The organism is Chryseobacterium sp. BGA-UO-ETr-SB22 (assembly GCF_059567885.1).
The window spans coordinates 513,474-530,179 of record NZ_JCAQOV010000005.1 but is presented as its reverse complement, the minus strand read 5'-3'; the positions used below and the strand labels follow the sequence as shown (position 1 = coordinate 530,179).

The following is a 16,706-nucleotide window of genomic DNA, read 5'->3' as shown; positions in this document are numbered from 1 at the left end:
CTGCATATCATATTTAATCATTTCATTATCAGCTATTGACATACTTTGTTTTTATTGATATTTTTACTGTATGATGAGAAAAAACTATTACCGAAAATTGGCATTCATGGTCACATTGCTGACTATTTTATTGGCTTATCAGAAATACACCAGCCGGGAAAAAGAACCTTTTCCTGATGTGAAATTCATTACAAGTTCTTCAAATTCTGTAGATCTATCAGACTTTGATCCCAATACACTGGATAAAGAGCAATGGCAAAAACTTGGATTTTCAGAGAAACAGACTGCTACAATTATGAAGTATAAAGATATTGTAGGAGGAAAATTTACATCAAAAGAACAATTGAAAAAATGTTATGCCATTTCTGAAGAGAAATTCAGTGAATTGTCATCTTTCATTTTACTTCCTGAAACAGCAGAAAGAGGAAATTCAAAAGGATTCAACAGTTATGAAAAGAAAGAAATTATTATTTCAGGGAAATTCAATCCTGATCGGTTTTCTGCTAACGATTGGCTCAAAATGGGTTTCAGTGAAAGACAGGCAGAAGCTATTTTGAAATACAGGAATTATTTGGGAGGAAGCTTTATCAGTAAGGAGAAGTTTAAAGAATGCTTTATCATCTCTCCGGAAAATTACAGCAAGCTTGAACCTTATTTGCTGCTACCAGCAAAAACTCCCGAAACGTTCCAAAATTCTGAAAAGAATAATACAGTTAAAACCAAAATTCAATATCATTCTTTTGATCCTAATCAACTGGATACGGAGGGCTGGAAAGCATTTGGGTTTTCAGAAAAACAAGCGGTTACCATTATCAATTACCGGGATAGAAATCTACGGGGTAGTTTTAAAAGCCCGGAAGATCTGCAAAAGTGTTTTGTAATTTCTGCTGAGAAATTTCAGGAAATGAAACCTTATATCAAACTTCAGGAAAAGCAGCAGGAAAAAACAGATTTTTCAAAAACAGATCTCAATGTGATTACTTTCAGACAGCTTATAGAATTTGGTCTGGATGAAAGAAGCGCAGGTTCTATTATTGGCTTCAGAAAAAAATTAGGAGGTTTCGTGAACAAGCAGCAGATTTTAAGCACCTATAATATTGATCAGGATCTTGTTCAAAAGCTAATTTCAACAGCACCGTTGAATACTTCAGAAGTACCCAGATATTCATTAGTGGATGCACCTGAAGAATGGCTTAAAAATCATCCTTATTTCAAATATTCTGCAGATAAAATCATATTCTACCGAATCAGTAATCCTGATGATAAAAAAATATGGAAGTTTTTAAAACTGAAACCTGAATATGAAGAAAGAATGAGGTTGTACATAAAATAATACAAGCTCATATCAAACAGAAAACAATCAACCCTTAAACCTATTTGAATTTAAACTTAACTATATCTACTTAACGTTCAAGCTATTTCCAATAAAAACTATTCCAAAATATTACTTTTTTGGAATAGTTTATTATCTGAAATTCTTCTAGATTTTAGTGATGCATATAATTGCTCGGGCCATTGGTTCCTTCAATTGATTCCGGAAGTATTCCATATCGGCCGCGTAAATCCACTGTACCTAAGGTGGTTCCTGTGTTGATATCAATCACACTAATGGTTCCGGAGTTTAAATTAGGGATATCCAATAAGTTATTTTGTACAGCTACAACTTCTTTTCCTGATTTGGTTTTGAAGAAAGCCATATGATGTGCTCCTTTATCCACATTTAAAGTCTTCAAAAGTTTTAGTTGGGGAAGATTGTTGATATCAAAGACAAGCACTTTTCCAGGATCAGCAAAACTCACATACAGTTTATTTGAATCATCAATATACATTTCGAGTGCCCAGCCTAACCCTTGTGTACTTCCGTCAAAAATCTTACTAAAAGCATCATATTCTTTGGTGACAGCATTGTAAGGAGCCAGCCAGATATCACCTCCAAGCATGGTTGTAGCAAGTGCATATTGCGGAAATTTTCCACGCAGCAGTAAAACTTCTACAGGAGCAGACATATCTGTTGGAGAGTCTGCTACCCGATAAGTCTTCTTTAATTCATAAGTATTGAGATCTATTAAAGTACATGTATTTCCCATCCCAGTAGTGAGATCCGGGTGAATGGTTGAACTCACCATCATTAATCCTTTTTCTTCATTGATTGAGATACCATGCGGATACATTATAAATTGATTGGGATTATCCTGAATTGGTGCTTTAATAGTTTTGATAAGCTGGTTATTATTAGTATTAAAAACACCTATACTACCATCTTTTGGGCCTCCTGCTCCCCCCATAAAGGTCATAAAGTATCTTCCGTCATTCGTGAAAAATAAATTTTCACCAACTGTATTCTCACCAGTGTCAATAGGGGTCGCATCAATTAATTTTGGCAGCCCATTTTGGTCTTCTCCTGTTTTTATCTCATAGAGATAACTGCCTCCCAAAGCAGTGGTGAACATTTTTTTTGCGTTTTGATTGTAATAAATATGATGCGGTAATACACCAACCCCCAATTCAAGCCTGCTGCTGATATTTCCAAAATTCGGGGCTTCAGGATCGAGTTCAATAACGGCAATTCCGTCTGGTAATCCTTTTAAACTTCTGTAATCAATGTAAAACGAAGAATCATGTGGGTGATCCGGATCGTGGTCATTCAGACAATTAGTAAACATTACCAAAGTCATAAACAAAAGAACTAAATTGAATTTTAATTTCATGATTTTCAGGTTATAGTTATTACTATTATAAATATAATTTATTTTCAGTAAAAACTAAAATATATTACACCAATATGTGAAAAATCATTAAATAGCGGGAATACAATTATATTTCCAGCAGTAAATACAGGAAAATATAAAAGTGAAACCGTTAAAGTAAAGTAAAAGTCTTAGTCGATTGTTTTAGTAGAATCTGAAAGCATAGAATTCAATGCACTCAGTTCATCTTCCGTAAGATCTCTCCATTTTCCAACAGGGAGGTCAAGTTTAATGTTCATGATACGGATTCTCTTCAGTTTTTTCACTTCATATCCGAGATATTCGCACATTCTACGGATTTGCCTGTTAAGTCCCTGGGTAAGAACAATTCTGAAATTCATATCATCAATCTTCTCTACCTCACATTTTTTTGTTACGGTATCCAGAATAGGAACTCCATTTCTCATTTTTTCCAGAAATCTCGGATTAACCGGCTTATCTACACGAACTATATATTCTTTCTCGTGATTATTACGGGCTCTTAGAATTTTATTGACGATGTCACCATCACTTGTCAGTAAGATCAGTCCTTCACTTGGTTTATCTAATCTTCCGATAGGAAAAATCCTTTTCGGGTGGTTGATATAGTCTACAATATTATTTTTTTCACGTTTTGTATCCGTAGTACATACAATTCCTACCGGCTTATTAAAAACAATATATATCGGCTTTTCCTGAGGTTCTCTGATTGGTTTTCCGTCTACCTCTACAAGATCTTCATCAGAAACTTTCGTTCCCATTTCAGGAATTTTCCCGTTTATTTTGATCCTGCCTTCTTCCAAAAGCTTATCTGCTGCTCTTCTAGAACAGTATCCTACTTCTGATAAATATTTATTGATACGTGTTTTTTCCATTAGTCTTCTCTGTAGCCTGTATAATTTTATTGCTGAAAATTGTAATTCCGTAGCCTGCCCATATAAAGGCAGCTTTGGATTTTGGGAAATTGCGAATTTCTAAAATGAGTCTATTTTCCTTCTTTTATTCTACAAAATCAGAATTGAAACTTGTAGAAGCATCATACCATCACCAGGACAAAAATAAATTTGAGCTGTATTATACAATACTTACGATCTATAAAGCAATATTTCAATCCTATTCCCAATGCAAAATTAGGCAAAAAATTATACCTGCCAGCTATTCTGATTCCGCCGGTAATTTTATTGAGTAAATAAAGAAAGAAATAAAGATCATTTTATTTTTATAGATCCTCGAACCTGTACTCGTTATTTAAAAACTGATCTGTAGCATTTTCAATAGCATAATCTCCAATCTTAGTACGTCTTAATTGGGTCAGATAGGCTCCCACTCCCAATTCCTGCCCGATATCATGTGCAAGACTTCTGATATATGTCCCTTTAGAACAGCCTACCATAAAGCTTATTAAAGGAAAATCTATTTTAATATCTTTAATATAATGAATAGTCGTTTTTCTAGCCTTCATTTCCACTTCTTCCCCAGCTCTTGCAAGGTTGTAAGCTCTTTCACCATCAATCTTAATAGCTGAATAAATGGGAGGTTTCTGTTCAATTTCTCCAACAAATTTTTCAAGAACTTCCTGTATCTGTTCTTCAGAAATGTGAGCAATATCCTGATGAAGAATTTCAGGCTTTTCAGTATCATAAGATTCTGTCTGTACACCAATCTTAATCTCTGTCCAATATTCTTTGGGAGCATCCTGTATTTCCGGAATTTTCTTGGTGAATTTTCCACAGCAGACAATCAAAAGGCCTGTTGCTCTAGGATCTAAAGTCCCTGCATGTCCGATTTTAAATTTTTTAGGGAGATCAAATTCCCTTTTAAGTTTGTATTTCATTTTATTGACAGCCTGGAAAGAAGTCCAGTCCAAAGGCTTATCTAATAAAAAAACGTATCCTGATTTCAGTTCTTCAGCAGTCATGAATGGGTATAATGAGTAATTTCCTATTTAAAGAAATAAAAATAAATCAACAGAGCAACTCCAACAAAAATACGGTACCAGCCCCAAGGTTTAAATCCATATTTGTTAAGCACTCCAATGAATGCTTTGATAGCGATAAGTGCTACAATAAATGCGACAACATTTCCTACCACAAAGATCATAATGTGATCCTGTGAAGCCATAATCATTTCATATCCTTTCTGTGGATTTGCGGTTTCTTTTCCCCAGGTTTTAACAAAAACCGAATACACCGTTACTGCCAGCATCGTAGGTACTGCCAGGAAGAAAGAGAATTCTGCAGCTGCTTTTCTGGTAAGTCCCTGAGTCATTCCTCCAATGATAGAAGCCGCACTACGGCTCGTTCCCGGCATCATTGCAAGGCATTGCCAGAAACCAATAGTCACTGCTTTTCTTATCGTAATTCCTTTTTCGTCGTCTATTTTAGGATTCTTAAACCATTTGTCAGCAAAAAGTAAAATAACGCCACCCAAAACCAACACCGAAGAAATAGCGATTTGATTTCCAAGAACAGCTTCAATTTTATCATCGAATAAATAGCCTAAAACCAATGCCGGAACTACAGCAAAAGCCAGTTTAAAATAGAACTGAATATTATTTAAGTCAAAAAACTTTTTCCAGTAGGCCACTACAACTGATAAAATAGCTCCAAACTGAATGGATACCTGAAACATTTTTAAAAATTCTGTTTCTTCAAGCCCCATAAGGTTGGCCGTAAATCCCATGTGTGCAGTAGAAGAAATTGGAAGATATTCTGTCAACCCTTCTACAATGGCAATAATAATTGCTTTGATTAAATCCATATTCTTTTAAAAAATTAAAAGATTAAGAGATCCGGAAATTCAGAATACAGTACTCTCAATTTCTTAATCTCTTAATCTCAAAATATAAAAATTTATTTATTTTCTTTTTAAGATAGCATATACTTCTATTACAAACCCAATAACAACAAAGAGAGGTGCTATTCTGATTCGTCTGAAAGAAAATATATCGTCATTCCATGAGTTCGGGTCAAACTTACCATCTACCGTATTGGCATCCGGTCCCATCATCAGTAGAAATCCTACGACAATAAACGCCAGCCCTATCAGCATCCACTTGAAATTCTGCGGTCCGAAATAGAAAGCGTTTTCCTGTGCTACTTCAGCCTCATGTCCAAAGTCTGAAGCGGAAAATTTATTTGTTTTTTTGCTCATTGTTAAGAGTAATATAAATCGTCAACGTTTGATTTTAAGAATCTCCATGTAGCGAAAATTGTACTTAAGACAGAGATAAAGACTCCTACTCCCAGTACCAAGATCACTAACCAGAAGTACTGGTTGTTGTCCTGTACGAAAGCAGAACCAATCTGGCTTGTGAAATAATACCAAACCCCACCTAAAGCAATAAGACCAATTACAGAACCAATAGCTCCTAAAATGATCGCTTCTATGATGAAAGGTTTAAGAATAAATCTTCTTTTCGCTCCTACCAGCTGCATTGTTTTAATAATAAATCTCTTCGAGAATATTTTCAGACGGATAGAGTTGTTGATCAATACAACAGCCAATACCAGGAACAGAATTGAAAATCCAAAGATCCACTTTAAGATTCTGCTCAGGTTATTGTAAACATCTACCATCAAAGTACTGTCATTTTTAACATCGATAATACCGGGAACAGATTTGATTTCTTTGATCGCTTCATCAATTTTTGCTGGATCTACGAATTCCGGTTTTAAAGCAACTTCAATAGAAGAAGGGAAAATATTTTCTTCAAACAATGCATCACTGTCAATTCCCATACTTTTCTTGGCTTCTTTTGCAGCCATGTCTCTTGAAATATAGGTTGCTTTTTTTACTGGACCTAATGTCTGTACCTTTTTAAAAGTTTCTTCCTCCAGTTTTGCAATTTTTACAGAATCTTTAGCATCATAATTTTCATCAAAGTAGGCGTTCACCACCAACTGTTCTTTGATATAGTCAGAATACTTCTGGGCATTAATTAAAATAAGCCCCATTAATCCTAACAAAAATAACACTAAGGCAATACTTATCACTACTGTAATATTGCTGGACCGAAGCCTTTTCTTATTAAATTCATCTACAGATTTAGCCATTAATATTAAAATTTTTGGCTAAAATAGAAAAAATCTTCCGAAATTTGGGACGAAATAAAGAAAATCATTGTTAATAAAATCATAAAAAACCTTGAGTGTAAAAGCAAAAAAACATCTTGGGCAGCACTTCCTGACAGATGAAAACATCGCAAGAAAAATCGTAGAAGGTCTTAGTTTTGAGAACTATAATAACATCATGGAAGTAGGCCCCGGAATGGGAGTTCTTACCAAATATCTTCTTGAAAAGGATCAGAACATTTACCTTGCAGAGATTGATACAGAGTCTATCGAATACCTGAAAAAAAAGTATACAAAGGTTACTGAAGATACTTTTGTGGGAGACTTCCTGAAACAGGACTTCAGTTTTATCAAAGATGATCAGATTGCCATCATTGGTAATTTCCCGTATAATATCTCATCGCAGATCTTATTTAAAATTGTAGATCATTATGAACTGATTCCGGAAATGGTAGGAATGTTTCAGAAAGAGGTAGCTGAGAGAACGGCAGCCGTTCCGAGAACTAAAGATTACGGTATACTTTCTGTCCTGATCCAGGCTTATTATGATGTATCTTATATGTTTACAGTACATGAGAATGTCTTCAATCCGCCACCAAAAGTAAAATCCGGAGTAATCCGTATTACAAGAAATCCAAAGGAAGGTCTTGCAGGCAACGAAATTCTATTTAAACAGATTGTAAAAACAGGATTCAACCAAAGAAGAAAAAAACTGTCTAATGCACTGAAATCTTTAAATATTCCTGAAGCTTTAAAAGGCCATGAGTTTTTAGATAAAAGAGCGGAAGAACTTAGTGTAACAGATTTTATCAACTTCGCCAATCTCTGGAAAGAAAATCAATAAACGTAAAAATAAAAGCTCCTGATAACGGAGTTTTTTTGTTGGAATAACAATAACGACCATTATTCCTAAAAAAGCAGAAAGCCTTTCAAAATACATTTGAAAGGCTTTCTTTTATATTACATTATCAGTTCTAATTTCTGTTTTTCAGCATGATCCATCCTGACCAGTTCATCTGAGCTTTTGATTTTGGATACTCAAAATTGAACTTATACCAGTATGTTGCTGTAGGAAGTCTCTTACCTCCCACTGTACCATTCCAGATAGGATTTTCTTTTGAGAATCTGAACATTTCCACTCCATATCTGTCATACACAGAACCTGTAAAGTTTTTAAAGTCTCCAAGAGCTTTAAGATCCAGTACATCATTGATTCCGTCTTCGTTTGGAGTAATAATATTATTGATTTGCAATGTAAAGAATTCAAGAGATCCCACACAATGTGTACCTACTCTTCTTACCAAAACTGTATAGTTTGTATTGTCTAAAAGACTGGTAAACACGTTTGAATCCTGCCAGCTGATTCCGTTGTCAATAGAATACTCCAAAGTACTTGGCATATTATTCATTGGAGGGTTTTCAGCCGTGATCGTTACTGTTTTCTTGATGCTTTCATAATTTAATCCAGTCACAAAAGGCGTAGCTGCACCCATTACTTTAGCTTCGAAAACTTTCTTACAAATTCCGTTATCAACTTCTACAGAATAGATACCCCATTGGTCTACATCAATTTTCTGTGTTGTTGCACCTGTGCTCCAAAGGTATTTAAAGCCTTGTCCTGCACCCGCATCAAGAGTCACTTTATCACCAATACACATTTCAACATCTTTTAATGGTGAAGTGATTTCCGGAGTAACTTCGATTCTTATTGTTGCTGGATTAAGAGATTTACAACCTTTTGCTCCAATAGCATATACTGTGAATGTAGTTGTCTGATATAAAGTAACAGTCTGCATATTTCCTGTTCCCATGAAGTTGCTCCACAGGTAAGTATCTCCACCTTCAGCAGTAAGGGTTACAGATTCTCCTGGACAGATTTTTATTCTGGAAGCTTTTACTTTAGCAGTTGGAGTTACTTCTTTCAGTAATTTCAGTTCTACCATTTTACTACAGAAAGCTCCGTTGGAAACTACAACATAAAGGATCTGACCGTCATTACCATTATAATTCAATGGAGTCTGAATATAATTATTGTTCTGTGCAATAGCATCAGCCTGATTTACGTAGAATTTAAAGATCGCTCCAGGTGTTGGGCTTATTGTCGGCATAATAGTACTTAAATCAAAAGTAGTAATATCCGGTGTGGTACAAAGCAATAAGGTTGCATCCTGGGCCTGAGGAGTTGTTCCTCCGTGAATCTGAATAGTCGCTTTACCCGGACATGGATTCCCCGGAACACTTACTTCGATAGTATAGGTACCAGGTTGTATGGCAGTAATAGTATTGGTAGTAGCATTAGGAACAGGTGCTCCATTATAATACCACTGATATACAAGGTTAGGATCATTTATAGAAGCAGTGATTACCTGAGGTACATTATCACACACGTTGATATCAGAAGGTAATTTGGTTCCTGCAGGGTCTAAAAGATCTACTCCAATATTGAAAGATCCTCCTTCCAGAAATACTGCAGAGTCATAACTGTGGTCACTGTAATCGGCAATTACCATTTTGAAGTGGTATTGCTGTCCTGCTACTACAGTTGCTGTAGCTGTCAAAGGAATTGTTCTTCCTTCAAAATTGGTTTCCACGTTACCAGTGTTATATCCAGCAAAATATTGTTCATTTACCGCACCACAACTTCCTGGTACTGCAGGGTGAATATTGGTAATACTTACAGGTCCTGCTCCTCCGGGAAGTACAGCCATATTCACATAAGGTCCTCCCGAAGTAGGTCTCAATAAAATCGCAAATGCATCTGCAAAGGTACATGGGAATGAACCTGTATATTCTTCGGAAGCAATCAAATAGTTAAATTTAATCTGACTTGTTGTTGGAACGAAGTCAAATTCCAGAAGAACAGCATCATTCAATCTGCTTTCCACTACTCCAATCACCTGTGCCAGATCAGCATCTGAACCTCCACCGTTGACATCACTCAGTCCTCCTTCAAAAGTGTTACCTGCTCTTCTCGCATATCCTGTAGAAAGGATAAGCCCATCTTTGAAAGGAAAATTGGTTGTAGCTTTATGGAAATACCCCCATGCTCTGTTGGCATCACTTGCAGCATGATTAGGAGTAATCTGCACATTACTTACATTCGGAGTCAGGCAGGTATTGGTCCCGGATGAGATCAATACATCTTTTACCATTTTCTCTATCGTGTAACTTGTTTCAGGATACTGCGGAGCATTTACATCAATAAAAGCTCCAGCCCTTCTGGATAATGCTGAAGGGATTTCCTTTGCATGTTTCCTGGGGGGCAGATTTTGTGAAAATAAAAAAGTCGAGATGACTAAAAAAAATAAACAAAGCGGTAGATATCTTCTCATAATATTTTTGTTTCAACAAATTTAATTTTTTTTTAAACATCTCACATACATATTTATATTTTTTACTGCAAAAAAACAAATTATAAACCTTTTAAAGCAAATTTTCGTTAATCAATCCCTATTCGCACAAATCATAAATAATATGGTAGCATCGTGTTACAAATTGTTTTAACATATTTATCCTCTATTTTAAATAATTCACAAAACGTGACAACGTTTACTTTATAAAACAACAAAATCTTTCATTGCTGAAAGATTTTGTTGTTTATTTTCTATTTTAATAATATCTAGTTTCTGTTCTTTAAGAGAATCCAGCCTGAACGTTGTTCAATTTTCTTACTGGCTGGGTTTTCCCACTGTACCCTATACCAATATGTGCCGGTAGGAAGGTTGATTCCTTTTAAAGATCCTTTCCAAATAACATCCCCTTTTCCAGCTTTGAATACTTCTGCTCCGTATCTGTCAAAAATGGAAGCTGCAAAATCTTTGTATCCACTGATTCCTGTGAAATCTATAGTATCATTTACACCATCCATATTGGGAGTAATAGCATTGCTGATAATGAATGTAAAATAATCCAATGAAGTACCACATTTTGCACCTTTCACCCTTACCATCAGAGTATACGTGGTATTGTTTAAAATACCAGTAAATACATTCGATGGCTGCCATGTTAATCCTCCATCAATTGAAAATTCTAAAACACCTCCAGTCGGGTTACTTGCTGTAAGGGTAAGAATATGATTATCATATACAACATTAGTAAACTGCGGCAGATCAGGATTAATCAGCTGAGCAGAGAATGTTTTGGAACAAACTCCATTACTGATTATTACAGAATAAGCACCTGCAACGTTAGTTGTTATCGTCTGAGTAGTTGCTCCTGTATTCCATAAGTAAGTATAATTTGGTCCCGGACCTGCGTCAAGAGTTCCTTTATCTCCGGCACAAACAAATACATCTTTCAATGTAGAAACAATTGCCGGAACTACTTCAATGGTTACTTTAGCAGGATTCACAGAGCTACATCCGTTTCCTCCCAATGCAAATACTGAATATTCTGTTGTTACGGTAGGAGTAACGACCTGCGTATTTCCATTTCCCGTAAGTCCTACCCAGTTATAAGTAATCCCTCCTGTAGCAGTCAGTGTCACAGATTCTCCTTCACAAATTTTTAATTTGGATGCCGTAAGCCCTGCTATTGGCGGACCTACCTGAACGGTAACTGATGCCGGTGTTGCAGAAATACATCCGTTAGCTCCAACAGCAAAAACAGTATATACCGTTGTTGTTGTAGGTGAAACAACCTGAGTACTTCCATTTCCTGTAATACCATTGCCCCAATTATATGTTACTCCACCAGAAGCTGTTAATGTTACAGATTCTCCTATACAAATACGAGGTACTGACGAAACAACAGCAGCAACAGGTTGTACCTTATCTTCCTGTACAGTTACTGTTGAAGTAAATGTACAACTTAAATTACCTGGCTGTGATACATTAGTAACCGTTAAAGTATACGTTCCACCAGCACTTACAACAGGAGTAAGTGTATTACCTCCTGATACGATAGTTCCTCCGGTTGTAGTCCATGTAATTGTAGATCCTGCAGGAACAACAGATGTTGATGCATTGATTGTAATCTGAGGTGCTGTACAGGTAATTGTTTGTGGCGCAGCAATGGTAAGAGTAGTTTGAGCCGTGCTTAATAATTGCAGAGATACTACATAGCTGCAACCTCCATTACTTGCCAATACATAAATTGTCTGGCTTCCCCCAGCCGGCGTATATGCTGTAGGTGTTACAATAAAGTTTCCGTTAGCAGCATTGGCGTCAGCCTGGTTTACATAATAGGTAAAAGTAACTCCTGCAGTAGTTGTGATCTGAGGCTGTGCTTCTGTAAGATTATAAGTTAACCCTGGCTGATAACACTTATGCAGTGTTGCATTCTGTGCTGTAAAAGGTTCTGATACTTCAATTGTTATGGTGGCAGGGTTTTGAGACGCACAGCCATTAGCGCCTACTGCTGTTACAGTATAAGTAGTAGTAACAGTAGGTGAAACAACCTGTGTGCTTCCGTTTCCGGTAAGGCCGTTACCCCAGTTATAGGTAGCACCTCCCGAAGCGGTAAGGGTTGCAGATTCTCCTTTACATATTTTTATTTTACTTGCAGTAAGTCCGGTAACTGGCGGAGCACTGTTACCTGTTACAGTTACATTACCTACAGCTGTACAGCTAAGATTCCCGGGCTGATAAACTTTTGTTATAGTTAAAGTATAGGTTCCTGCAGCATTGATAACTGGATTTAGAGTTGTTCCTCCTGAAACAATATTTCCTCCTGTAGTCGTCCAGTTGAATGTAGCACCTGCCGGATAAACGGAAGCTGATGCATCCAGTGTAGTCTGAGAGTTAGCACAGGTAAGTACTGCCGGAGGGGCAATAGTAGGTATCATTTGTGGTGCTTTCACCAATTGAAGTTGAGCTACCTTAGCACAGAAACCGTTTGCTACTCTTACATACACTGTTCCACCTGCACTCTGATGAGCCGTTGGATTAGGAATTGTATTTGTATTTCCTGCATTAGCATCCGCTAATGTGGTATAATATGAAAACACAGCTCCCGGAGTGGTACTTATTGAAGCTTGTGCTGATGTTAAATTAAATGTAGCATTTCCGGCAACATAACAGGCCGTTAATGTAGCGTTCTGTACAGTAGGAGATGTCCCACCTACTACTGTAATAGTAGCTTCTCCCGGGCAGGTATTTCCCTGGATAAAAACCTTAACAGTATAAACTCCCGGTGCTGTTGCCGTATAACTTGCATTGGTTGCACCGGCAATCGGGTTGGTTCCCGAATACCATTGATAGGTTATATTAGCTCCCTGAACAGAAGCTGTAAAAGTCTGTGGTGTATTATCACACATATTGACAGATGCAGGCAGCTGTACTCCAGCCGGATCCAAAATTTTCACTCCAATATCGAAAGATCCTGCTTCCAAAAATACGGCAGAATCAAAGTTAGGATCCTGATAGTCGGCAAGAACGATTTTAAAATGATACGTTTCTCCCGGGATTACAGTTGCTTTTGCTGTAAGAGGAATGGTACGCCCGTTAAAGTTGGTTTCGATCTGAGCGGTATTGGTACCTCCGTAATAGGCTTCATTTTTAGGTCCACAGTTTTGATACTGTGGGTGGATATTCGTTACACTTACAGGGCCTGCTCCTGCCGGAAGCACTGCAAGATTGGTATAAGTAGGATCAGATGCCTTTTTTAACAGCAAAGCAAAACCATCGGTGATGGTACATGGAAAGTTTTGCTGATATTCTTTTGAAGCAAATAAATATCTGAAAGTAACTTCAGTAGAAGCAGCAACAAAGTCAAACTCTATAGAAGTTGCATTGGTAAGGTTATTATTACTGATTCCCAATGCGTTCGCCAGATCTATATCTCCTCCTATTGTTCCAAGGTCATCACTTAAAGTTCCCTGAAGAGTATTCCCAGCTTTATTGGCATATCCGGTTGAAAGTATAATTCCTTTACTAAATGGAAAATTGGTATTTGACTTATTAAAATATCCCCAGCTTCGGTTCTGATTGGTAGCAGGTAAGTTTGGAGATACGGTAACGTTGCTTACGCTGGAATTTGTACAGGTACCTCCAGATATAAGGACATCTTTTACCAACTGGGTGATAGGATAGCCTGATTCCGGGTAACTTGGTGCATTAACGTCTATAAAAGCACCTGCTCTCAAAGAAGCAGCACTGGGTTTTGCCACAATTCCTACCCTTCCTCTATTTTGAGCCAAAATAAAGTTTCCTATAAAAACTAAAAATAACGCTAAAAATAAATTTCCTCTCCTCCTATTTAACATTTTATATTATTTTAAACAAAAATACTATTTTTTTTGATTGAAATTCAAGTTAACACAATTTACATTATTACTAACGCAAATTTATTTATGTTAGAATATCAACTCTATTTATTTTAATATAATAAAAAAAGACTGACAAAATAGTCAGTCTTTCGATTATAGTTTTAATTATTCTATATTTTTAAGTAATATCCATCCTGTTTTCACTGTAACTTCTTTACTCGCAGGATCTTCAAAGGTTACCTGATACCAGTAGGTGGAAGTAGGTAGTTTTTTACCCTGGAAATATCCATCCCAATACGGCCTCACCTTTTCAGCTTTGAAGACTTCTCTTCCGTATCGGTCAAAAACCTGTCCGCTGAAATTCTTATAATTAATGACTCCACTGAAATCAATAATATCATTAAGATTATCGCCATTTGGAGTAATTACATTTTTCATAACGAATGTAAAGAATTCAAGGAAGCCTACACAGCTCGTAAATTTAACTCTCACCCTGATGGAAATGACTTTATTTTTAGGAACATTGTTAAATACATTCGAAGCCTGCCATGTAACTCCGTTATCAACTGAATATTCCAAAATACCATTACTTGGATTGCTTGCTGTAAGAATCATTGTTCCATTATCATTATAATCCACTTTTATCACTTCTGGAATTACCGCTTTAATAACCTGTGTTTTAAACTCTTTAGAACATACTCCATTGCTGATTGTTACTGAATATTCTCCCGGAGTTGCTACAGTGATACTCTGACTTGTTTCACCGCTACTCCACTGATAGGTATATCCAGGCCCTGAACCTGCATCCAGGATAATTTTATCTCCCTGGCAGATATGTCCTCCTTTTAAGTTTGAAACGATAGCTGGTACTACTTCTATTGTAATACGTGCCGGCTGAAGTGATTTACATCCCTGTGCTCCGATAGCATATACGGTATACGTTGTTGTCTGGGTAGGACTCACCGTTCTTATTCCACCTGTAGTGGCTGCAGAGTCACTCCATTGGTACGTTACTCCACCTGAAGCTGTTAATAACAGAGACTCTCCTGCACAGATTTTTAATCTAGGAGCTGTAAGTAAGGCTGTAGGAGTTTCTTCTTTTCTTAAAGTTAAAGTTGCTATTCTACTACAGAAAGCTCCATTGGAAACCAGCACGTATAATACCTGTCCATCTGTTCCATTGTAGGTTGTCAGATTGGTGATATTACTGTTATTTTGAGCCTGTGCATCAGCTTGATTAGCATAAAAACGGAATACCGCTCCCTGCGTTGTACTGATCAGAGGTTTTGCTGTTTCTAAATCAAAGGTACTGAGCGTAGGGGTTGTACAAAGCTTAAGCACAGCATTCTGCACTGTAGGGCTCGTTCCTCCTACAATGGTAATGGTTGCTTCACTAGGGCACTGGTTACCCGGAACCATTACTTTTACAGTATATACTCCTGGTTGAGTAGCAATATAAATAGCGCTGGTTGCTCCCGGAATGGCAACTCCATCTTTATACCACTGATAAGTCATTCCCGGAATGGCTGCTACCTGTGCTTTCAGTTGCTTTGGTGTATTGTCACACATGTTGATGCTGCCTGGCAGCACTGCTCCGGCTTCATCTACAATTTTAATTCCGACATCAAAAGATCCTCCTTCTAAGAAAACAGCAGAGTCATGGGAAGGGTCCTTCGCATCTGCCAATACCATTTTAAAGTGATAGGTCTGCCCAGGAATTACATCTGCAACAGCCGTTAAAGGAGTTGTTCTTCCAAAATAATTAATAACAAGATGCGGATTTGCCAACGCACCAAAATAACCAGCATTGATAGGACCACAACTGAATCCATTTCCTGCAGGAACAATATTGGTTGCACTTACAGGCCCAGCTCCTCCAGGAAGTACAGCCAGGTTAGTATAGGTAGGGTCTCCAACTTTCTTTAATAATAGTGCAAAGGCATCAGAATATCCTGTACAAGGATAGTTGGAAGTATATTCATCAGAAACGAATATATAATTAAATTTTACCTGGTTGGAATTCGGTACAAAATCAAATTCAAGTGCGACAGCATCTGTTAAACTCACGTTGGCTCCAGTAGCTGCTACAAGGTCAGCATCACTTCCTGTTCCTACTGATTGTCCAACAGCTGACACATAGTTATTACCAGCTTCTGAAGCGTATCCTGTAGTCAGGACAATACCATCAGTAAAAGGAAAACTTGTTGTTCCTTTATGAAAATATCCCCAAAATCTGTTGCTGTTGGTCACATCATGATTAGGAGATACTGTAACATTGGTAACGTTGGCTGTTGTACAATTGGTACCACCATTGATCAAAATATTTTTCACCAATTGCTCAGGTGTATAATTTGATGGTAAATAAGGGGGTACATTCACGTCTATGAATGCTCCAGCTCTAAGACTGGCAGCAGAAGGCTTTATCTTTTCTGATTTTCTGACTGGTCTCGTTTGAGAAAATACAGAAACAGAAGCCAATAGAAAGGAAAAAAGGAAAAAATAGTTTTTTAATCTATAAATTAACATTTTGATTTCATTTGTTCAAATGTAGCAAAAATAATAATAACAAATCAGTCTTTAATGTTACTATTTTTCAATTAAACATCTAGATTCATAATATTTTTTTCTTATTATTATGTTTTCCGTAAATCACTTAGAGCAAAAATCTACCTATAAAAAAACGGATCAATGTGATTGATC

Annotated in this window: 11 protein-coding genes; 2 read left to right on the top strand and 9 right to left on the bottom strand. The window is 36.8% G+C overall.

Annotation, left to right across the window (positions count from 1 at the left end; translation table 11 throughout):
• The first annotated feature begins 106 nt into the window (after nucleotides 1-106).
• Nucleotides 107-1,333, top strand: coding sequence for a helix-hairpin-helix domain-containing protein (locus AC57AW_RS09640; RefSeq protein ID WP_496351682.1), 1,227 nt, complete (start codon nucleotides 107-109; stop codon nucleotides 1,331-1,333).
• A 154-nt stretch (nucleotides 1,334-1,487) separates the two neighbouring features.
• Here AC57AW_RS09640 and AC57AW_RS09635 read toward each other — a convergent pair whose 3' ends face one another.
• The 6 genes from AC57AW_RS09635 to AC57AW_RS09610 all read right to left on the bottom strand — a co-directional run bounded on the left by AC57AW_RS09635 (nucleotide 1,488) and on the right by AC57AW_RS09610 (nucleotide 6,781).
• A complete protein-coding gene (locus tag AC57AW_RS09635) occupies nucleotides 1,488-2,708 on the bottom strand; it encodes a YncE family protein (RefSeq protein ID WP_496351681.1) in 1,221 nt (406 codons plus the stop codon).
• A gap of 170 nt (nucleotides 2,709-2,878) precedes the next feature.
• Nucleotides 2,879-3,601 carry a 23S rRNA pseudouridine(2604) synthase RluF gene (rluF, locus tag AC57AW_RS09630; protein WP_496351680.1) on the bottom strand — a complete coding sequence of 241 codons (723 nt, stop codon included), beginning with the start codon at nucleotides 3,599-3,601 and terminating at the stop codon, nucleotides 2,879-2,881.
• A 344-nt stretch (nucleotides 3,602-3,945) separates the two neighbouring features.
• Nucleotides 3,946-4,644 (bottom strand): tRNA pseudouridine(55) synthase TruB, encoded by a 699-nt coding sequence (gene truB, locus AC57AW_RS09625; RefSeq protein WP_496351679.1) that lies wholly within the window; start codon nucleotides 4,642-4,644, stop codon nucleotides 3,946-3,948.
• A gap of 23 nt (nucleotides 4,645-4,667) precedes the next feature.
• Complete coding sequence (locus AC57AW_RS09620) at nucleotides 4,668-5,486, bottom strand: undecaprenyl-diphosphate phosphatase (RefSeq protein WP_318848172.1); 819 nt, start codon at nucleotides 5,484-5,486, stop codon at nucleotides 4,668-4,670.
• 96 nt (nucleotides 5,487-5,582) lie between these two features.
• The gene (locus AC57AW_RS09615) at nucleotides 5,583-5,879 is read right to left on the bottom strand and encodes a DUF3098 domain-containing protein (protein ID WP_318848173.1); all 297 of its coding nucleotides are present in this window, start codon (nucleotides 5,877-5,879) and stop codon (nucleotides 5,583-5,585) included.
• A 2-nt stretch (nucleotides 5,880-5,881) separates the two neighbouring features.
• Nucleotides 5,882-6,781, bottom strand: a complete 900-nt coding sequence (locus tag AC57AW_RS09610; protein ID WP_318848174.1) for a cell division protein FtsX — start codon at nucleotides 6,779-6,781, stop codon at nucleotides 5,882-5,884.
• Nucleotides 6,782-6,872: 91 nt separating this feature from the next.
• Here AC57AW_RS09610 and rsmA point away from each other — a divergent pair, with 91 nt between their 5' ends.
• Nucleotides 6,873-7,643, top strand: a complete 771-nt coding sequence (gene rsmA / locus AC57AW_RS09605; protein ID WP_496351678.1) for a 16S rRNA (adenine(1518)-N(6)/adenine(1519)-N(6))-dimethyltransferase RsmA — start codon at nucleotides 6,873-6,875, stop codon at nucleotides 7,641-7,643.
• Nucleotides 7,644-7,773: 130 nt separating this feature from the next.
• Here rsmA and AC57AW_RS09600 read toward each other — a convergent pair whose 3' ends face one another.
• From AC57AW_RS09600 to AC57AW_RS09590, 3 genes are all read right to left on the bottom strand, one after another.
• Nucleotides 7,774-10,131, bottom strand: coding sequence for a choice-of-anchor L domain-containing protein (locus tag AC57AW_RS09600; RefSeq protein WP_496351677.1), 2,358 nt, complete (start codon nucleotides 10,129-10,131; stop codon nucleotides 7,774-7,776).
• Nucleotides 10,132-10,418: 287 nt separating this feature from the next.
• On the bottom strand, nucleotides 10,419-14,003 hold the full coding sequence (locus tag AC57AW_RS09595) for a choice-of-anchor L domain-containing protein (protein WP_496351676.1): 3,585 nt from the start codon (nucleotides 14,001-14,003) through the stop codon (nucleotides 10,419-10,421).
• Between the two features lie 168 nt (nucleotides 14,004-14,171).
• Nucleotides 14,172-16,532, bottom strand: a complete 2,361-nt coding sequence (locus tag AC57AW_RS09590) for a choice-of-anchor L domain-containing protein (protein ID WP_496351675.1) — start codon at nucleotides 16,530-16,532, stop codon at nucleotides 14,172-14,174.
• Between the last annotated feature and the right edge of the window lie 174 nt (nucleotides 16,533-16,706).